The sequence below is a fragment of the Candidatus Eisenbacteria bacterium genome, from assembly GCA_018831195.1.
Lineage (GTDB): Bacteria > Eisenbacteria > RBG-16-71-46 > CAIMUX01 > JAHJDP01 > JAHJDP01.
This window is the reverse complement of record JAHJDP010000100.1, coordinates 13,040-32,456: the sequence shown is the minus strand read 5'-3', so window position 1 is coordinate 32,456 and position 19,417 is coordinate 13,040. Positions and strand designations below refer to the sequence as shown.

The following is a 19,417-nucleotide window of genomic DNA, read 5'->3' as shown; positions in this document are numbered from 1 at the left end:
GTTGATTTCCTTGACAGGGAAAACCCTACTTGATATCCTGTAAGTAATATAGGAGTTATATGATATGAAACTATCTAATAAAGGTCTCTATTCACTGAGAGTTCTCAGGCATCTTGCGGAAGACTATGGCAAAGAGCCCCTTTCAGTTGCCTACCTATCCCGCGAGGAGGGACTTCCTCTGAAGTATCTGGAGCAGATTCTTTCACTTCTGCGAAAGAGCGGTTTGCTAATGAGCAGAAGGGGGAAGGACGGGGGATACTCCCTAATACGCCCGCCGGAGGAGATCACTGTCGGCGATGTTATTCGCGCCGTGGAGGGTCCGCTGGCGCCCCTGCTGTGCGCAAGTGTGGAGATGGATCATAAGAAGTTCTGCGATTGTCCCCATGAGATCGAGAATTGCTGGATCCGTCTTCTCATGTTGCAGGTGCGGGAGAATATTTCAGCGGTCCTGGATCAGTACACGCTGGCCACCATGGTGATGGGGCCGCGATCTCAGGAATCGGAAGCTCAGGTCGGTATGGGTGGAGGTGTCGCCGATTCCGACAGTGACTAACATCACCGCGTGAAACAGAAAGATCCGTCCAAGCGCAGAGACCCGGCCCTCTCGTTCGAGATTAGGCCTTCTTGCTGAAGCCTACATCCACTATACTTAAGTATGATTTAAGAGGGGGTTCTGATGAGGACTGCCTCAGAGGCCTGTGCAAAAACGTCGCAGCAACCAACTGGTCCCGCGGGGGCTCCCCGGCCGGCGGCGGGATCCCATAAGGGGAGGATGTATGACATTGTTTATCCGGTTCTTGGTGGCCGCACTCATCGTTTTCACATCGGGTGCGACAGCGCAATACCCCATGGGTGTTATCGCGGAGGATTGCACCGCCACCTGGTGCGGCTATTGTCCGGATGCCTATGCTGGTCTCGATGTAATGAAGAGTGTCTATGACACCAATGAGTTTACTTCGGTTCGTTACTACGCGACCAGCGGAGATTATGGCACCACCGAGACGAATGAGCGAATCAGCGGTTACTATGGGGTTGGGTCTTTTCCTACAGTGATTTTCCAGGGCACGTTGAATGTCGTCGGGGGCGGCGCCACAATCGCTACCGGCGCCAGTTATGCGGCGCCAGTCGCCAACGGGATCGCCGTGCCTTCGCCCTTCAAGATTACGATCAACAGCGTGAACTTTGTGACGGGCGATATTGATTTTGACGTCGAGGTGATGGAGACATTGGCGGATATCGGCAATATTAATATCCGCGCCCTGCTTTTAGAAAATGATGTTAATATTGCTGCAAACTATACCGATCTCACAAGAGACATTGCGCCCGATATCGCCCTGACCGTCGGCACACTGGGCCAGATTCAGAATGTTGTACAATCTTTCGATATGGATCTGGGATGGGATACGGCCAAGCTCTGGGTGGCGGTTATCATCCAGGATGATGACGACCGATCGATTCTTCAATCGGCCAGCAACCGCCAGGCACCGGATTACTCTCTCCGGTTTTACGCGAAAGGCGCCCGCGCGGTCGTGGGCCCGTCGGATGCACGATTCAGCTTTGAGAATTTTGCGGTTTTCAATCTTGGGTTGTGGTCGGATGACATCCGGGTCACCCTTGATCCGGGCACTCTCCCCGCCGGCTGGACCTGCACCTTCACCGACGGTGTCAACAGCTATACCGATTATGTCGATCTCACTCTAAACAACGGGGAAAGCCGGGTATTCCACCTGGAGCTGACGTCGGCCGGCCCCGGTTATGCGATGCCCAAAATCGTATTGACGTCAGCAAATCTTCCCGGTGTTGAGAGAGAGATTCGTTACAATTATATAACATCCAACGGCTTGGATGTTCTTCTCGTCGACGATGACGGCGCCGACACCTATGAGGAATATCAAAAGGACGCCCTGGAATTCTACGGGGCGACCTACGGCGTCTATGACAGAAACCTCGGCGCGCCGACCGGCGCCGATCTTTCACATTTTGACGTTGTGTCATGGCAGATCGGATTCTCATTCCCAACTCTGGTCAACGCCGACCGCGCCGCCATTGGGGCTTATCTGGACGGCGGTGGAAAACTCTTCATTTCGGGCCAGGATTTGGGCTGGGATTCTTGGGATCAGGGCGGATCAGCGATCACCTGGTATCGCCAATACCTCCACACAAATTATCTGATCGATGACACCAATCGGAACACCTTGACCGGGAAAGTTAATGATCCCATCGGCGACGGAGTAACGCTCAATCTGCTCGGCGGCGACGGCGCCAACAACAATGAGTACCCCGACGCCATCGTTCCATACGACCAATGGGCATCGCCGATCCTCTTCTATGACAATTCAAATTATACCGCGGGGATCAAAGCGATCACCCCGGTGCACCGGGTCGTTTATCTCGGGTTCGGTTATGAGGGGATCAACAATGCCGATGACCGGCGGTTGTTGATGGGAAGAATTCTGGATTGGTTCCATGACACGATCGATGCGCCCGAACCGGCGCTCTCATCCGTGCCAATGGTGCGGGCTTTCCCGAATCCCGCGGCGGGCGCGGCGACCCTCAGCTTCGCGATTCCCAAGAGCGGGAAAGCGGATCTTCAGATCTTCGCCCCCGACGGTTCGTTGATACGAACCCTCGCAAGGGGGCAACAGCCGGCGGGTCTCCACTCAATCAAGTGGGACGGCCGCGATAATGCCGGCCGCCCGGTCGCGTCGGGCGTCTATTTCTATCGTCTGACAACGGATGAATTCAAACCCTCCGGGAGACTTATCCTGACACGGTAGAGGCAGCGAAAGAGCGATCAAGATCGGCTCTCATTACGAGGGCGGCTCCAGCGGCCGCCCTCGTTTTATATTTTATTTTTCAATGGAACTCCTATCATGGCCGGATAGGAGGATCCCTATGTCACAGCACCGCCTATCCCGTATCGTCGCCACCTTGGGCCCCGCCAGCAGCGAGAGTTCCGTCTTACGGCGGATGATTTCGGCTGGAGTGAATATTTTCCGTTTCAATATGTCGCATGGAACTCATGACCAGCATGCCCAAATGATGAAGCGTCTGCGGGCGGCGGCGGAACATCTGAGTCGTCCCGTGGGGATTTTGGTCGATCTTCAGGGGCCGAAAGTCCGCACCGGCCTGAACGATGGTGGCGGCACCATCCTCCTCAAACGTGGTGAAACGATCCAGATGAGTTTCAATTCCGGCAGGGGAAAACGTCAGGCCGTCAGCCGGCCCGGGCATATTATCGTTGATTCCCCACAATTAACGCAGGACCTGTCGGCGGGAGATCATATTCTGCTGGATGACGGCCGTCTCAAACTGCGCGTTGAGAAAAAAACAGAAGGCAAATTGTACGCGAAAGTCCTCCGGGAAGGATTGTTAAAGGAACATGCCGGAGTCAATGTTCCTGGACCGTTGACATCCCTGAAGGCTCCCACGCTAAAAGACGGCCGTGACGCCGCCTTCGCCGTTGCTCAGGGGGCGGACTTTGTCGCGCTCTCTTTTGTTCAGTCGCCGGATGATATCCGCCGTCTGAAACGGCTTCTCACCCGGAGGATAAAGCAGGGATCCGCCGTCAAAATGCCCCTTATCATCGCAAAATTGGAAAAACCGGCCGCGCTGGAACACTTGGATGCGATTTTGGAGGAAGTGGATGGTGTCATGGTCGCCCGTGGCGATCTGGGTGTTGAGTTGTCTCTTGAAAAGGTGCCCTCCTGGCAGAAAAAGATTTTGCAGGCCGCCCGATCCCGAAGTGTTTATACAATAACGGCGACGGAGATGCTGCAATCGATGGTTGAGAATCCAACGCCGACGAGGGCGGAAGTCTCGGACATTGCCAATGCCATCCTGGATGGAACAGACGCCTTGATGCTTTCCGCGGAGACGGCCGTTGGACGGTATCCCGTGGAATCAGTGCATTTCCTCTCCCGCATCGCCGCGGAAGCTGACCAGGTATGGCTTGAGGACACAATGCGGGACTTTAATTCGTATGCTTTGGGAGGGTGGGAAGATCCCAAGGACCCGATACACGCCATTGCCCGGGCCGCGGTCGATCTGGCTGATTTTTCGCGAGCCCGCCGGCTCGTTGTCTTTACCCTGACAGGCCGCACCGTTCCCTATATAACGCGCCACCGTCCGGCGACACCGATCCTCGCCCTGACACCGCATGAGGAAACACAGCGGAAATTGTGTTTGGCTTGGAATACGACCGCACTCATATTGCCGCGCGCGGCGGATGTCGCCGAGATGATGCGCAATGGTCTTCGCTTGTTACGTCAAAAACGATGGATTCGCGAAGGGGACACGCTTGTCTTAGCTGCTGGAGATGCGACCCTGCCGCATGCCTCGAATCTGCTGCGGCTCGTCAAGGTTGGGCCGCAAGACTAAGCCGTTTCCTCAGCCGCCGCGTTGCTTGAGGCGCTCCAGGCGTTCGGGCTCGCCTTGCGCCACCCAGTGGATTTCTTTGAGCAGTTGATAGGCTTTTCGGTAATAGGGCGCCGCTTCCTCGGGCCGGCCCGTCTCATAGAGGCATTCCGCGATCTCTTCATAGACAAAACCATCAGGGTCGGCGCCCTCCGCGAGGATCTCCTCTTCGAGCTCCCGTTGCATCTCCAACGCGCGATCGATCCGGCCCATTTTGCGCAGTGCGTGCGCGACGCACCATTTCGCGATGCGCGCGCCGCCGGCATCCGCTTGGTCTTTTCTAAACTCCCAGGCCTTTTCAAAAAGCACGAGAGCCTTCTCATATTCGCCGAGATCGTTATAGGTCCATCCCATGTTATTGTACAACGATCCCAGCCATCCTCGCGCGCGTTTATCTTCGGATGCTTCAGCGATCTCCAATGCCTTTTTATTCCACGTCATTTGGTGCTCGGACGGCGAAACGATCGCCATCATGTGGGCGGCGTCGACGGTATAGAAATCGTTTCCAGTCCTCCGCCCCAACTCCCAGGCCTGCAGAAAGAAGGAGCGCGAGGCCTCGGGGTTGCCCGAAGAATTGAGAAGACGCCCCCGCTCAAGAAAATAACGGATCCAGGCGACGGAGAGGTCACCCGCCCGGTCACCCGCCCGGTCACCCGAGAGATCCGTTGTGAGAGCCTTCTCCACCTCATCAAGGAGATCATGGGCTTGTGAAAATTCCCGCTGAAGGCCGAGTGTTCGCGCGATCTGTGTTTTCAATTGCAGGAGATAAGCAAGGTTTCCCGATGCTTCGGCCTGGGGCAGGATCTCTCGGAACGCCTTCTCGGTTTCATCCGGTTTGTCATAGTTCCAGAGCTTGTCGAAAACGGGAAGATCCTCCGCGTGCGCGAACGGCGCGAAGAGGAGACAAAGAACGATGGAGCCGATAAGTATGGTGATCATGTGAACCTCCCGCGCCTTTCCAGCGCCACTCCGGTATCTCTCCGGCGAATCTCCGGCAGGCCTCCCGGAGGCCATCGATCAACACCCCCTCAGCGGCAGCATAAATTCAAACTCCAGAGGCTTGCCCTCGAGCGTTACCTTTGGGTGAATCATGACATGAGCGGCCGGGGATTGGCCTTCCTCCTGCAGTACCTCGATCTGAACCGCCTTATCGGGCTGCTCACCGGCCAGCTCCCCGAGAAGCGTTGTCAATTCCAAGCGGATGAACTCAGCCGTCTCTTCAGGTCCCCCGGCGGGGAGATGATCCAGCAGCAGGATGCAGCATTGCGCCAGCCGCGCCGCTGTGAGCTGGTACGGAAGGGTCCCTTCTAATGTTAATGTTCCCGGCCTCATGCGGAAAGTGGTCACCATCATCGGCAGGGCGACTGTATCACTCCGCAATTTGCCCCATACCGGTATGAAGCCGGCCCGGTAGAGCTCCAGGACCTTCATCTCTTCCAGGGCCGTCTCCGCCGCCAGAGGAACACTCTCGTTCGCCGCCACGGGATACGGCCGGACCGGCAGCCCGGCAAACATCCCCCCCTGTCCGCCGGAGATAGCCAGGGCATGGCCGTACTCTTTAACACTACGGGCGACTGCAGATCCCACCAGATAGATGCCCCGTCCCCATAAAAAGCTCTCGGGCTCAGCCTCTTTGACCGTCTCTGTGTAATTCTCCGTTTGATACGGCGCCCGCTGGAGGTATCGATTGATGGTCAGGGCCGTCCAGCGCGCCTCATCCGTCGCCTGGAACTGAATCCAGCCGAGATGGGACGAGTCGACCAAGCGCGATGTCAGATCGCCCAGCTTGGAGACATGCGCCATGTACCTGAAATCAAAAAATCCGGGTGACGCCGAGGCCACGATCGGAGCCTGCATCACCTTTGCCATTCTTGCGATATCCCGCAGGGCGGCAAGGCTTGCGGCTTGGTGCGTGAAGTCAAAATCCAAAAGGATAAGACTGTACGGATCGCCGGCTGAGGCGTCCTGCATCATGTAGTCAAAGACAGCGGAGCGGAAATTCTCGGCGAGATCCTTCCTGGGGGTCGAAACGATCTCAACCGAACAGGAGGCTTCACAATAAGTTTTGAGGGTGCTGATACCGCATACAGCCGATTCCAGCCGCTGGAAGGCCGGGTCGTGAAGTATAGCATCCAGAAGAGCGGCGTCGACGGGACCTGCGGGCTCCAAATTTTTAATGAAATTATCCGGCTTTAACATTTCAAGATCAGTCGGATTCAATCGAACCGGTTCTGTGCGGGGATTCCCCTTCGGCGGCTTTATTTCAATCTCCGGACGCAGCGCCTTCATCCAGTCATACGCCGTGTCACAGACAATCGGCTTCGAAGAGGCAACGCCGAGATCGGCGACAATAAGGATTCTCCAAGCCTGGCATTTCATGAAGTCGCTCCTTGTTAAAGCCTGCGCCCCGCTGATCCGGTCTTGAACCGCTTCCTCACAAGGCTGAAACGGTCACCTTACCGGGTGATGGACATCTCCATGTAGATATCCGGAAGACCTCTCAAGGGCCCGCCAACCGGTATGATTCTCAAGGCAACGGACTCGCTCCCGCCGGGGTCGTCTCTGAGAACACCTGATGAAATCTCGACAAAGGGTTCCCCGGGACCCTCTATCAGGAATTGAAGTCCCTTCGCGAGCGTTCGTCCGATCTCTTCCGCGGCGCTGCGGCGGTCGATCCAACGATAGAGATGGTCCACCAGCGCGGTGATCTGAGCCAGCATGAGTTGATAAGGAAGTGTCGCCTGCCGCGCGTCCCTATGCCGCTCTTTTGAGGCGGTGGTATGATCGGATTTGTACAATGTCGGGACGGTGATGAGGAAGATTTGATCCGATTGGCGCCCTGTGGCCAGGGTTGTGAAGCCGGAAAGCGACAGCAGCAGGAGTTGTTGCTCTGAAAGAAGAGTTTCCAACGGGCATTGTATAAGATCGCCGGCCCGGCGTTTTGTGAGGTGAACGGGAAGATCATCAACAACCGCCCCCCCCGGTCCGGTCAGCATCGTTCCCCATCCCGTTGTTGCGAAACTGCCGGCGACAAGCACACCCAGGATCCATCCGGGGCGGCCCCAGAGATAGGCGGGATCCCCCTCCGGCGGGTTCTCCTCAAACGTGAAGCCCTTCACCCTGTCACCCTCCGGGCCATAGGGGAGGCGAAGAAGAAAGCGGTTCATGGCCGTGGTCAACCAGCGGGAATCATCGGTCTCGCGGAATTGGGACCACTCGGGCTCCGGGAGATTTTCGGTCGGCTCGGCCGAGTCGTGAATCTCTTCAATCGAGCGCATGCCGAGGATGGACGGTGTCATGGAAGTGATGACCGGAACGCGCCGCTCCGCCGCCATTTCCGTGAGCTTCCGCAATGTGGGGAGATCGTCGGCGCCGAAATCGTAATCGAGGATCACGACCGGTGTCCGGCCTTCCTCTCTCTGTCCGTCGGTGAACGGGAAGACGGTCTTCTGCAGCGCCGACTCCAGATCCGATCGCGGGGTTGCAACAACGTGCAGCCGGACGCCGGATCGGAAGTCGATCCGGCGCACAAGAAAACGAAGTCCGAGCCAAGACGATTCCAAAGCCTGAAAGGGGGATGAATGAAGGATCCCGCGCAGGACCGATCCGATGGCGTCATCGATATCTGAGAGAAGCCGGTCCATGACTTTGGAAGAGGGATTGCCGCTGGAGCGGGCGACGCCGATAAGCTCCCTGATGATGCGATCCAATCCCCGTGAGGCCGCTGAACTCTCGGGATCAGCGGGAGGTGCGTCTATGTCCACCATATTGAGGAGGTTTTCGAGGGGATCACCCGAAGGGCGGGGAAGACCCGGCATGGGCGGCGCCTGCCGGGCGTCATCTCCCGGCGAGGGTGTCGTCGCTGGATCGGGATCGGCCCCTCCTGATAGGGCTTCCTGCGCCGCCAGAACCAGTTCCTGCGGTCCCTTCAGTTCCTTCAACTGCTCCTTCACCATGGAGAGGGGGATGATGCCCTTCTTCAATCCGTCGATGAGCCCCCGCAGGCGCATGAGTTCAGCCGCCGCCGGGCTCTTTAGGGCGATCCCCTCGGGTCTGAGGGCGCGAATATCTTCGAAAGGAACAACCACCGTGGGGCCGGGGCTTTGAGACCATGTGGCCGCGACGGGACAAGAGGGGGAGAGTTCCTTGAAATAATCGGCGAGCTCCTCCTTATCCATCCGCCGTAAACGCGGTGGATGCGGTTTCATCGCATGCGGCGCGAGGTCGGAGAGAACGACAAGATCAAGTGGGCTCTCGGGCATGTCCATCGTCATGCCTCCTTTCAGGGTGCGACAGGATATCGTAGAGCAGGCCGCGATGGGTTTCGAGGAAATCTTACGTTTTTTTGCGGACGTGTTGAAGTTTATTCGCGTGAATGTCCTTGGTTACCAAAGGCCGAAGCGTCAAGGACGGATCTATGCCAAGACGGCGCCTCCGTTGACATTGATGATCGCGCCGGTAATATGCCGGGCCAAGGGGGACGCCAGAAAAACGACCGGTCCGGCGACATCCTCCGGCTCACCCGGTCGTCCCAAAGGAATCGGTTCCTTTAACGATTCATCGATCCGGTCGGGCCGCAGAAGGGCTTCCGTCATATCGGTCCGGATCCACCCGGGAGACACGGCATTGACGCGGATCTTAGCGGGCGCGAGTTCAACCGCCAGAGACCGGGTCAGTGCGATGACGCCGCCCTTGCTGGCCGCGTAGTGGGCGTGGCCCGCTTCGCCGCGCTGGCCGGCGGTGGAGGCGATGAAGATCAGCGAGCCGCCGGCCAATCGAAGATGTGGGATCGATTCGCGGGAAAGATAGAAGAGGCCCGAGAGGTTAATGCCGATCATTTCATCCCACTCGGCGTTAGTCATCTCTGCGACCGCGGCTCCTTTCCAAATTCCCGCGTTGCCGACAACAATGTTTAATCCATTGAGTTCGGTCGCCGCCTGACCGACCAGATGGCGGACCTGCTGCGGGTCGGAAATATCAGCTGAAATGGTCAGGGCCTGGCGGCCCATCGCCACGATCTCTTCGGCCAGCCGCCGCGCCTCATCGACACGCTCTCGATAATGGACCGCGATATCGCATCCGGCACGGGCCAGAAGACGGCAACAGGCCGCTCCGATCCCCCGGGATCCGCCTGTGACCAAAGCTTTGCTTCCCCTTAGGTCGATCATGATCTTTCCCCCCGGAATTCCCCTCAAAAGGAGGATACAGGCTCGGGGGGTATTTGGGAAAAGGAACTCCTCTGCGTTGCCGACGAGATTGAAGTCCTGTTCTCTTCAGATAAGGCAAGACTCTGCCTGAATTTCGAAGATTTGCCCTTGTCGAAAGGCGGTCTCCCCCCATACGCTAATAAACGTGTCAACATTTTCTCGGGGGGGGATGATCCGCTTGTCAGCGGATCCGCAGAATAATGCATCTTGGCCGGTTGCTTAAATCAGAAATGATCCTCATGGAGCTGGAAACGGAGAACCCTCCGGAACCGGAAGATGCGTCTATCCGGGATCGCTACATCTGGAATATTAAAGATTCTGTTCTGAAGGAGCTTGCCGATCTGATGGACAAATCGGGCCGGGTGGGGAACAGAACCCGGTTACTGCGCGATCTCCAGAACCGTGAGAGAAAAGCGACCACCGGGATCGGCCGGGGATTCGCCATTCCCCATGTTCGTACGCGGGAAGCGCGTGAATTTCTCTTCGGTCTGGCGCGATCCACGGCCGGAGTCCATTTTGACGCGTTGGATCAAGACCCCGTACACATCTTTCTCTGTTTTGTCGCCCCGCCGCATGACGATCAGCTCTACCTCTCGATCTACAGACGGATTGCAGAAGCCATTACGACGACGACTGTTCTGGAGGAACTCATGGCGGCCCGCGATGAGGGAGAGATCCTGCGGGCGATGAAATGGTTTGATTAATCTTAATCAGTTCTCTTTATCGACCCGGAATTTCTTTGCCCGAAATTGAAGATAAGGCCTTTTCCACGGCTTCCGCGGCGGCATCGATTTGCGCCTCCGGTCCCCCGAGATAGACCCTTCCAAAGGCGCCGATCGGGTTTGCATCGATCAAGGTGATCCGCGCCGCTTTCTCCGCTTCATTGGCGGCAAAGACGGAGTAGGCGGCCGGTTCCGTTTCAAGGATATAGAGAGATTGCCCCGGAATGATCATCGAGCCATAGCGGGTCCGGTTGATGAGTTGCGCCTGATACGGCTCAATCGCCCGGATGACCTGACTTGAGACCATCCGCGGTTTCATCCGATCCGCCTCTTCGAGATCCAGAGCATTGAGGATGGCTTCCCCCGCCATGCGGACTTCTCCCTGATCCTGGTGATGAAGCTCGAGTACGCCGAAGGCCCGCTCCACCACCTGGACGGCCGGCTGGACACGGGTCTTTTTCAGGGCGATGTCCATCACGCGATTGATGGCGATCCCGGGCGCGATCTCAACATACAGCGATGCCATCCCGGCGATCGGTAAAAAACCCCGGGAGACGGTCCCGATTTGGGCCGCGAGTTGGGGCTGCAGAGAATCCAAAAAGATGTAGGTACGAAGGGTAATCATGTCAACACCTTACGGTGGCCGTGCGGGGCAGGTCAAGAGGCATGGCGTCTCCCTGAGATCTTTCGAATGGGATGACCCAACAAAAATAGCCGTGAATGCTTACAGGCAAGCGCATAAGTCTAACGCGGTTAGTGGATCAAGAATGTTCAACACATCTAATATGGTTAAATCATCATTAAATCCACCGCTTTTCAATTGAATTTCAATCGATGGTGTGCTAGTATCTGATGTTGCTGGGAAGGGTTTTAGAAGTTGCCTATATAAAAAACATCATTGAATCCTTTTCAACGATTCGAGCGCCTGGGGAGAGATCATACGTATTATTGCTGCAACCTCTGGGTGTTTCGTGGACCCCGGTCTTTCTTTTGAAGGACCGGGGTCTTTTTTCGTTTTTGTTATTTATACCCTTTATCAAATGGCAGCTATCAAGCGGCGGTTATCAGGCGGCAGCCATCAAGCCGTGGTCATTAAGGGGAGCGCGCGGATAAGCGGTTCTATCGCTTCACGGTCTGGAATAACCCCATTGTATTACCGCCGGGATCCTTGAACGACGCCCACCAGCCGACCTCCTCGGAAATCGTTGTCTTCTTTTGAACGGGCGTCCCTTTGTTTGCCTTGACCTTGGCGAGCGCCGCATCGATATCATCCACGGTGATGTACAACAAGATTCCCGGCTCGGTGTTGGGTTTGGCCTGTTTGGAGAATCCTCCGCTCATCTTGCCGCCGGCGTCCTTGAACATGGGGAAATCAGGCCATTTGTCATCTCGCATTATCTTCCAGCCAAAGACCTTCTCATAGAATTTTGGAGAGGCATCGAGATCCGATGCGGGGATCTCCAGCCAATCAATAGATCCTTGAGGCATCTTAAATTCCTCCTCGTTATTTTATGCGGCAGCTCTGCCGCATAGGGTTAATCCACAGGCCCCTGTCCCTGATCCAAGCTCTTCTTTGGGAAGGAGACCAAGCGGGGGGTTTCGGGCATGGCATTGGTTGCCACGAGTAACCGGTCCAATAACTGTGCGAGTGTAATCTTTCCCCAAGTTCCATCAAGGGCGGATTCCATTTGCAGAAGCAGGGATTCCACCTCACGCCAGGGGGGATCCGTCTGGGATATCCCGCTGCGGGGCTTCGGCACTTCACCTTCATCACACCCGCCCCCTTCGGGCACTTCACAGAAGGCGTGCCAAATGCCGAGAAGAGTGATCCCCTCGGGATCTTGTGCGGGCACCAGGGCCCAATCCCTGGAATGGGTGGAAACCTGGAGGAGAAGCTTCCCCTCAATCAGTATTTCCGCGGCGATACGGAAGAGCCGCAGCGGCAGGCCCAATCGCCGCGCCAGTCCGGCGAGGTCGGGCGGCGGCTGCCCGGTGCGGTGGCAGGCGGCGGCCGTCAGGATAATGTATAATCCGGCCGCGAAACGGTCTTTCAATCCGGCATGGACCGCGCCCTCTTCGATGCGGATGTCATCCGCCGATTCCTGTGCGAAGGTCAGATGGGCGCCGAAGAGGACAACGAGCCAGGTCAAGTAAACCCAAACCATGAATAGGGGAATCGCTGCAAGGGAACCATAGAGCGCCCCGTAATGCGTCGCCCTTCCGAGGTATAGGCCGTATCCCCATTTTGAAATTTCCCAGAGGACGCCTGCGGCAAAGCCGGCCGGCAGAGCGGCTCTCACCCGGACGCGGGCGTTCGGTATGATGACATACATGAGTGTAAAGGCGATGCAGGTAAGGATGATCGGAATCAGCTGAAACAACGCCGACAGGATGAAGGAGGCGACCGGTATGGTGGTGCGGAGGCCGTCCCATAATTCGGATGTCTTGAGGCTGGCCGTCATTGAAAGGGACAAACCGATCAAGAGCGGACCGAAGAAGATGATGGTGGTGTAGGTGGAGAAGCGATGAAAGAGGTTCCGTCCCCGATGGATTCCCCACACATCGTTAAAGGCCCCCTCGACGGTGCCGAGCAAACCGAGGCCGCCACCGAGCAGGATCATGAGGGAGATTCCATTGTAGGTCCCGGCGCGGACACTGCGAAAGAAGTCGAGCATCCAGCTCTGCACCTGCTGCTGGCTGCCGGGCGCGATATTATCAAGGATAAAGCCTTCGAGCCGGATCTCCAGATCGCCGAAGCCCCCCAGGGCCCGAATGATTGAAAATGTTAAAATAAGCAGCGGGACCAGCGTCAGCAGCGTTGTGAAGGTCATGGCCGAGGCGCGCAGCGCGATCCGGCCGCGGACGCACCCCTTGATGAGAATGACGCCCACCCGCAGCTGCCGGTAGAGAAAGGCGATAAACCAGGATTTCTGCGACAGGTCCTGATCCCAGATATAGGAATCTAAAAACCTGCGGATCTGGCGTCGCCATACGGCCAGTTTTTGGAGTAAACTCCCCAGATGGCTCTCCCTTACTTGTTGGTGGAAGCGGGCTTTTGCGGACCGGTCCGTCTCCATCTAAGGTATTTGGGCCGATCACCGATAACTGATTCTAGGAGATGATGGCTTCAGGGAGAAAGCATAACCGTCTCCTGGAATCCTTATCAATCAGTAGTTTACACTGTGCGCTGCTTAACACCAGGGGGACAAGGTGCCCCTTTCTTGGGCGGATGGGACTCAGATGGCCCAGAAACCGGAAAACCGGGTTCTGAAGATTCTCCATGTCATCAGCCAACTTGGGCAGGGTGGCCAGGAGACGCAGCTTTATTATTACATCAAAGGAACCCGAGACGCCTGCGATCACCGCGTGGTCGCGTTGGCCCAAGGAGGCATCTTCAAAGAACGTCTGAGTGAACTTGGTGTCGTGGTTCGCGATCTCGAACGGCGCGGGCGTGGAGATCCACATCGCTTGATGCGGTTGGTCATGGAAATCCGCCGTTATAAGCCGGATATTATCCACGGCCATCTTTTCACCGGCAATCTTTACAGTCTCATCGCGCGGCGCATCGCTTATCCGATGGGCGCAAGACCCCCCCTCCTCTCCATACGCGTCACAACAAGACCTCAACGATCCTGGATGGTGGATCGGATGGAGGGATTCACTTTCCGGTCATCCCAGATGGTCATCGTCAATGCCCATGCTCTTCGAGAGGAGATCTGCGAGAATTACGGAGTTCCGCCAAGCCGGGTGCGGGTGCTGCCCAATGTTCTGGTGCCCGACCGGTTTCAGATCCAGGAATCGAGGGAAGAGATCCGCCGGGAGCTGGGATTCCCCGAAGAGGCGGTTATGGCAGGGCATATCGCTTCGTTTTCGCCGGAGAAGCGGCACGATCTCTTGCTCAATGCCTTTTCCCAGGCTATGATTCGAGCGCCTCAAATCCGCTTGGCCCTTATCGGCGATGGCCCGGATCGGAAGAAGATCGCGTGTCAGGCGGTAGAGCTCGGAATCGCGGACCGGATCCATTGGCTGGGCTGGAGAGATGATGTCCCCCGGCTGCTGAAAGCGATGGATCTCACCATCAACGCCTCAGATCGCGAAGGTTCCTGCAATGCGATTCTCGAATCGCTGGCCATGGGGATTCCCGTCGTCGCAACCAGCGTTGGCGGGACACCGGAAGCCTTGGATCAGGGGAGGGCCGGCATCCTGGTTCCGCCCAATGAGGCGGCGCCGATGGCTGAAGGCATCGCCAAGCTTGCTTGCGACGCCCTCCGTCGGAAGAGCATGGGAGAAGCCGGGCGGCGGATTATCCAAACGCGCAACAGCCCCTCAGAGGTTCTCCCATTACTCCTGTCACTCTATCATGAGGTGAATCTAGGTCGGGAGGTATCCACGGCATGAGGATAGCTTTCCTAGCCGATGCACAGAGCCCGAATACCCGCTCCTTCCTAACTCCCCTCGTGGAGCAGGGGCATGACATCTATCTCCTCTCTTTGCATCACATCCAGGATCCGATGGAGGGGGTCACGACACATTTTCTCAGCCACAGCCCCCTGCTGCCCAAGCCGCTCTATATCACCCGATGGCCTCAGGTGCGGCGTTGGTTGCGAGAAATCAACCCCGATCTCGTTGTGGCTTATAGAATTACGGGTAACGGCTTGCTTGCCGCCCTCTCCAATTGGCACCCCTTGGTGGTTGTTCCCACCGGTACCGATATTCTGGGATTGGAAAAGCGCCCCCCCGCTCTGAGGAAAATCGTCCGATATGTGCTAAGAAAGGCGGATGGGATTCTCTGCTGGGCCCCCCATATGGCGCACGCCGCCCTTCAGCTGCGAGGGACGCGATCCTTGGCCCTTTCACCGAGCCCTTGGAATGAGGGGGTGCAGGAACTCGATCCGCTCCTTCCCAGCGGTTCAGCGGATTCAAAAACGGGCACCCGACTGCTATTGATTCAACCGAGGGGTGTAAATAGGGAATTTTTCAAAGCCCGGCCCTATCCCAACGAAGAAGATGGAGAAGTGGTTCTGGTCACGACCCGCTCGCTGAAACGTTCGTACCGGCACGAGTTGATGATCCGGGCCATGTCATTTCTGAAAGATACCCGTCCCCGGCTGCGTTTGGATCTGGCCGGCGGTGGGGCGGACGGACCCAGGCTTTGGGAGCTGGCGCGCTCCCTGGGTGTGGACAATGTAAACTTTCTGGGATCCATATCACATGCAGAGATTCCCCGGATTCTGTCGAAGGGATCGATCTATGTCAGCCTGATCGATCATGACGGGGTCAGCGCCTCTCTCTTGGAGGCGATGTCGGTGGGTCTCTATCCCGTCGTGGGAGACTCAGACGCCGCGCGCGTCTGGATACGGGAGGGTTGGAATGGGTCCCTGGTTGGCGGTGACGATCCCGAGTCGATAGCCCAAATGATTCGGAAACTCGCCGCAGATATTAGTTTTCGACGGGAGGTTGTGGAGAGGAATTGGGGGTTGGCGGAAGAAAGGGCCGATCTCGCCCGGAACAGCCATCGCATTTCGGAGTGGTTTGGGGAAGTGGTGGCGTGTCATCGTCGCGCGTCCAATGTGGGGCGCAAGATCGCATGAGGTACACCATGAATACATCTTTGATTCGACAGCAGGTTGGTACTATCGTCCTCGCCGCATTGGCCATCGTTCTACTGGCCGGTCCGAGCGGCGTGGACGCTTTTTCTTTTAATGGGTCCACTCATCATCCCCGGCTTTTTATAACGACGGATGATATCCCGGTCATCTCCGCGCGGGTGGGTATCAGTGATACGCCCGAGCCGGCTGTCATGCTGCGCGGCTGGCGGTCGCATATGGATGAGTGGGGACGTGTCCTCGACATTGTGGAGGATGCGCCGACGGAACTGGAACTCCCGGGTACCGGTTCGACTGGAAGCTGGAACAAGAATGACGCGCGGCATGTCGGCGAGTATCTCTCCAACATCGCCGTTGTCTATCTCCTCAATCAAGGGCGCGATTTGGGGGATCAGATGCGGACCCGCTTGAAGAGCTATATGGAGGATATTGTCCTCGATGCGCGGTCGCGCAACGGCGGAGCGATCGGAGCCTCGATTGCCGCCAACGATTGGGGCAAAAACGCCGTCTATAAGGGGTTTTGCATGGCCTACGATTATATGTATGCCACCCTATCGCAGACGGATCCGGATCTTTTGGAAAATTACGGCCGCTGGATCTACAAACAGGGGATCGCAGGATACGATGACTGTAACTATGCCGGTGAAGACATTACGAACTACAAGCACTATTATAAATTACCCTGGATCATGGACGGCGCCGTGGCCGCGTTTCTCACGATTTGGGAGGATATACCGGCGCTCCAGAACGACATCGAAGACAAGATGGACTACTGCATCGAATTCAAGTGGGAGGATTACCGCGTTCGGGAGCAGAACTTTGTCGGGACCTATTCCGGTTACCGCGCGGAACGTGTTGAGGAGGATCTCATCACCGCCACGCTGATCAAGGATTGTATTAGCGGGCACGATCCTTTCAGCGAGTTCCCCAATCACTTTCTCAATATCGATGATTGGGTTATGTATATGCTCCGTGCGGATCTGGGTGAGTCGGATGAGACGGGTGACGCGACCGATCTGGGCAACATCAGCCACTATTTCTATTCTTATCCTTACATAAGCGCCAACTATAACAATGACAACCAAACACTCTATTTCCTGGACAGTCTGTGGGATCATCTCGGCACCGACGCGCTCCAGCTTCTGGCGGAGCCGTGGGTTTTGATCTTCTGGAATGACAAGACAACCAATCGTAAATCGCCGGCATTCACCGATGCCCCGCTTTCACGTTACTTCGGCGATCTGACCTGGGAAGATGGAGGCAATTCCCAGTACACGCATTTTCGATCGAATTGGGCGATAGGCCGGGATGAAACCACGATTGTGGCCTCATTCCTCTGCGGGCCCATCGCCGGCGGACACGACGCCTACTCAAACGGACACTATGCTGTCTTCCGCGGCGGTGATATCCTCACCGCATCCACCGGTGTCTATGACGGCACGGCGTTTGATCACTGCCGGAACTATTACCAGCCGCCCATCAGCGAAAATTCGATTTTGATCTATCAGCCGAACTCGCCTTATGTCGCCGAGACCGACCATTATGAAAGCTGGCCGCACCGCGAAGGAATGATGGCGCCGCCGCCGGGGTCAACGGGCGGGGGGGGTGTCTATATGGCGGCCGATCCCTATGACGATAAGCACGAGATGGGTCATGTCACGAAATTTGCTTGTACAATGGGAGCCGGGCGCCAGGTCAGCCGCCTTGAATGCGATCTGACCGACGGTTACCCGAATACGGCCAAGCCGACGATTTGGACTCAGGGCGCCGTCGCCGACAAGGTTGTGAGAGATTTCATGTTTCTCGCGGGGAAATACTTTATTGTCTATGACAGGCTCTACGCCACGAGTTCCTCTTGGAAGAAGTCGGTCATCATCCATTCACCCGACCAGGCGATGCCGAGGCTCATCGACGGCACCTGGTCCGGTGGTGTGCAGCCTCACAGCTGTCTTCACGGCGGCACGCCCGGTGTTTGGACGCAGGATGGCAGCCGGTTCTACTGGGAAAAGGGCGACAGCCGATGCTTCATCACCGCGCATCTCCCCGCCGTTGAGAGCGGCCGGCGGATTCTCGCTATCGGCGGCGCCAACTCCCAGGGGATCTGGAACCGCTCCGGCTCCGATCCTTCCTATGAATTTTGGCTGAGACGGACCGGTCAAAATTACGCTTGGAGCTCCCAATATATGAACCCTGGGGAGATTGAACAACAGGTGTCGAGTGGCTGGGCCGGCTGGTGGCGCCTGGAAATGGAACCGGTGCAGGACTCCCGGGAAGATCGCTTCCTTGTCCTGCTGGAGCCGGCGCCGAAGGGCCAATCACAGCCGACCGGCAGCGCCCGCATTCCCTGTGATCCGCAGGCGGTTTCCCTGCAAATCGAGGATTCGGTTGAGCCGATTGTCGTGACCCTTCCCCTGGGCCTGGATCCACTTGAGGATGTCTGGTATGACTACGGTCCACAGGGATCGCTGCTCGATGGGATCGGCGCCGAGAGTGAAACCGAACTGTGGTCGCAGCATGTGGTGGATGGGTTGGCGCCGGGTGACTATGTCGTTCTGCTCGAGGTCCCGGGCGGGCGCAGCGATATTGAAATGGTGCATCAGGGCGCCACGACCCCCGACGGCCTGCTGACCTTCCATGCGCGGGGCGCCGGAAGGTTCAATGTGATGCCGCTCGATTCACCGTTGGTTGAACAATTCCTCGATGAGTTGCCGCTAAGAGTGGAGGTTCAGCGGTAGCGTTACGGGGCGGCCTGTTTTAATGCCGGTTTACTAAATGATATCGTCCACGGGGGTTGAACTCCGGTTACGCGCCGGGAGTTTGACCCCCGAGTTCCAAGATGGCGGCGATACCGGTCATCGCCTCGGTCACAAAGGCGACATGATCATTGAACTCCACACCCAGCCCCTCGATCCCCTGCTGGATATCCTCACGGCTGACGCTGCGCGCGAAGGCCTTGTCCTTTAACTTCTTCTTCACCGATTTCGGCACAACCTCGGCGACCGCTTTGCTGGGACGCACCAGGGCGACCGCCGTGATGAATCCGCAGAGCTCATCGACGGCGAACAGGACCTTCTCCACCAGCCGCTCGCGGCTGACACCGGTATGCTCGGCATGGGAGAGGATCGCCCGGCGAAAATCCTCGGGATAACCCTTTTCGAGGAGAATTTCAGATCCCTTCATCGGGTGATCGGGGATTGTTGGGTATTTCTCATAGTCGAAATCATGCAGCAAGCCGATGAGACCCCACTCATCCTCATTCTCGCCATACTTTTTCGCATAAGCCCGCATGGCCGCCTCAACGGCATAGGCGTGTTTGCGGAGCCCTTCGTTCTTCGTGTATTCATGCAGCAAGGCCAGCGCTTCTTCGCGGGTGGGAAGAGACATGGTAAGACTCCTTCTACAGGGCATTCGTTGAAAAACCGCGGCCGATAATGACCGCGGTCGTAAATCCGTCAGTGAAAAACCT

The 19,417-nt window shown here is 56.9% G+C and carries 15 protein-coding genes; 7 read left to right on the top strand and 8 right to left on the bottom strand.

Going from position 1 to position 19,417, the window contains the following annotated elements:
* Positions 1–64: 64 nt before the first annotated feature.
* From KJ970_17940 to pyk, 3 genes are all read left to right on the top strand, one after another.
* Positions 65–553, top strand: coding sequence for an Rrf2 family transcriptional regulator (locus KJ970_17940; protein MBU2692803.1), 489 nt, complete (start codon positions 65–67; stop codon positions 551–553).
* A gap of 223 nt (positions 554–776) precedes the next feature.
* On the top strand, positions 777–2,777 hold the full coding sequence (locus KJ970_17935) for a T9SS type A sorting domain-containing protein (protein ID MBU2692802.1): 2,001 nt from the start codon (positions 777–779) through the stop codon (positions 2,775–2,777).
* A 118-nt stretch (positions 2,778–2,895) separates the two neighbouring features.
* The gene (pyk, locus tag KJ970_17930) at positions 2,896–4,380 is read left to right on the top strand and encodes a pyruvate kinase (protein ID MBU2692801.1); all 1,485 of its coding nucleotides are present in this window, start codon (positions 2,896–2,898) and stop codon (positions 4,378–4,380) included.
* Positions 4,381–4,389: 9 nt separating this feature from the next.
* On the opposite strand, the gene KJ970_17925 is transcribed toward pyk, so the two are convergent.
* The 4 genes from KJ970_17925 to KJ970_17910 all read right to left on the bottom strand — a co-directional run bounded on the left by KJ970_17925 (position 4,390) and on the right by KJ970_17910 (position 9,584).
* Positions 4,390–5,355 (bottom strand): tetratricopeptide repeat protein, encoded by a 966-nt coding sequence (locus KJ970_17925; protein ID MBU2692800.1) that lies wholly within the window; start codon positions 5,353–5,355, stop codon positions 4,390–4,392.
* A gap of 78 nt (positions 5,356–5,433) precedes the next feature.
* Positions 5,434–6,795 (bottom strand): type VI secretion system contractile sheath large subunit, encoded by a 1,362-nt coding sequence (locus KJ970_17920; GenBank protein ID MBU2692799.1) that lies wholly within the window; start codon positions 6,793–6,795, stop codon positions 5,434–5,436.
* A gap of 77 nt (positions 6,796–6,872) precedes the next feature.
* Entirely contained in the window at positions 6,873–8,678 is a 1,806-nt protein-coding gene (locus tag KJ970_17915; protein MBU2692798.1) for a type VI secretion system contractile sheath large subunit, read from the bottom strand.
* 153 nt (positions 8,679–8,831) lie between these two features.
* A complete protein-coding gene (locus KJ970_17910; protein MBU2692797.1) occupies positions 8,832–9,584 on the bottom strand; it encodes an SDR family oxidoreductase in 753 nt (250 codons plus the stop codon).
* Positions 9,585–9,838: 254 nt separating this feature from the next.
* Here KJ970_17910 and KJ970_17905 point away from each other — a divergent pair, with 254 nt between their 5' ends.
* The gene (locus KJ970_17905; protein ID MBU2692796.1) at positions 9,839–10,327 is read left to right on the top strand and encodes a PTS sugar transporter subunit IIA; all 489 of its coding nucleotides are present in this window, start codon (positions 9,839–9,841) and stop codon (positions 10,325–10,327) included.
* A 16-nt stretch (positions 10,328–10,343) separates the two neighbouring features.
* Here the strand turns inward: KJ970_17905 and KJ970_17900 are convergent, their stop codons facing one another.
* From KJ970_17900 to KJ970_17890, 3 genes are all read right to left on the bottom strand, one after another.
* On the bottom strand, positions 10,344–10,970 hold the full coding sequence (locus tag KJ970_17900) for a hypothetical protein (protein MBU2692795.1): 627 nt from the start codon (positions 10,968–10,970) through the stop codon (positions 10,344–10,346).
* 494 nt (positions 10,971–11,464) lie between these two features.
* Positions 11,465–11,833, bottom strand: coding sequence for a VOC family protein (locus KJ970_17895; protein ID MBU2692794.1), 369 nt, complete (start codon positions 11,831–11,833; stop codon positions 11,465–11,467).
* Positions 11,834–11,880: 47 nt separating this feature from the next.
* Complete coding sequence (locus tag KJ970_17890) at positions 11,881–13,422, bottom strand: YihY/virulence factor BrkB family protein (protein ID MBU2692793.1); 1,542 nt, start codon at positions 13,420–13,422, stop codon at positions 11,881–11,883.
* 133 nt (positions 13,423–13,555) lie between these two features.
* On the opposite strand from KJ970_17890, the gene KJ970_17885 reads away from it, so the two are divergent.
* Genes KJ970_17885 through KJ970_17875 form a run of 3 tightly spaced genes read left to right on the top strand, consistent with a single transcriptional unit; the run spans position 13,556 to position 18,686 of the window.
* Positions 13,556–14,743 (top strand): glycosyltransferase, encoded by a 1,188-nt coding sequence (locus KJ970_17885; GenBank protein ID MBU2692792.1) that lies wholly within the window; start codon positions 13,556–13,558, stop codon positions 14,741–14,743.
* Positions 14,740–15,936: a glycosyltransferase family 4 protein gene (locus tag KJ970_17880; GenBank protein ID MBU2692791.1), complete on the top strand. Its 1,197-nt coding sequence runs from the start codon at positions 14,740–14,742 to the stop codon at positions 15,934–15,936. The genes KJ970_17885 and KJ970_17880 overlap by 4 nt, the downstream gene beginning before the upstream one ends.
* 8 nt (positions 15,937–15,944) lie before the next feature.
* Positions 15,945–18,686 carry a hypothetical protein gene (locus KJ970_17875; GenBank protein ID MBU2692790.1) on the top strand — a complete coding sequence of 914 codons (2,742 nt, stop codon included), beginning with the start codon at positions 15,945–15,947 and terminating at the stop codon, positions 18,684–18,686.
* A gap of 67 nt (positions 18,687–18,753) precedes the next feature.
* On the opposite strand, the gene KJ970_17870 is transcribed toward KJ970_17875, so the two are convergent.
* A complete protein-coding gene (locus tag KJ970_17870; GenBank protein ID MBU2692789.1) occupies positions 18,754–19,335 on the bottom strand; it encodes an HDIG domain-containing protein in 582 nt (193 codons plus the stop codon).
* Between the last annotated feature and the right edge of the window lie 82 nt (positions 19,336–19,417).

Excerpts from the sequence above, each read along its gene's own strand:
- KJ970_17940 (MBU2692803.1), top strand. The coding sequence starts at position 65 with ATGAAACTATCTAATAAAGGTCTCTATTCACTGAGAGTTCTCAGGCAT.
- KJ970_17935 (MBU2692802.1), top strand. The coding sequence starts at position 777 with ATGACATTGTTTATCCGGTTCTTGGTGGCCGCACTCATCGTTTTCACA.
- pyk (MBU2692801.1), top strand. The coding sequence starts at position 2,896 with ATGTCACAGCACCGCCTATCCCGTATCGTCGCCACCTTGGGCCCCGCC.
- KJ970_17925 (MBU2692800.1), bottom strand. The coding sequence starts at position 5,355 with ATGATCACCATACTTATCGGCTCCATCGTTCTTTGTCTCCTCTTCGCG.
- KJ970_17920 (MBU2692799.1), bottom strand. The coding sequence starts at position 6,795 with ATGAAATGCCAGGCTTGGAGAATCCTTATTGTCGCCGATCTCGGCGTT.
- KJ970_17915 (MBU2692798.1), bottom strand. The coding sequence starts at position 8,678 with ATGCCCGAGAGCCCACTTGATCTTGTCGTTCTCTCCGACCTCGCGCCG.
- KJ970_17910 (MBU2692797.1), bottom strand. The coding sequence starts at position 9,584 with ATGATCGACCTAAGGGGAAGCAAAGCTTTGGTCACAGGCGGATCCCGG.
- KJ970_17900 (MBU2692795.1), bottom strand. The coding sequence starts at position 10,970 with ATGATTACCCTTCGTACCTACATCTTTTTGGATTCTCTGCAGCCCCAA.
- KJ970_17895 (MBU2692794.1), bottom strand. The coding sequence starts at position 11,833 with ATGCCTCAAGGATCTATTGATTGGCTGGAGATCCCCGCATCGGATCTC.
- KJ970_17890 (MBU2692793.1), bottom strand. The coding sequence starts at position 13,422 with ATGGAGACGGACCGGTCCGCAAAAGCCCGCTTCCACCAACAAGTAAGG.
- KJ970_17880 (MBU2692791.1), top strand. The coding sequence starts at position 14,740 with ATGAGGATAGCTTTCCTAGCCGATGCACAGAGCCCGAATACCCGCTCC.
- KJ970_17875 (MBU2692790.1), top strand. The coding sequence starts at position 15,945 with ATGAATACATCTTTGATTCGACAGCAGGTTGGTACTATCGTCCTCGCC.
- KJ970_17870 (MBU2692789.1), bottom strand. The coding sequence starts at position 19,335 with ATGTCTCTTCCCACCCGCGAAGAAGCGCTGGCCTTGCTGCATGAATAC.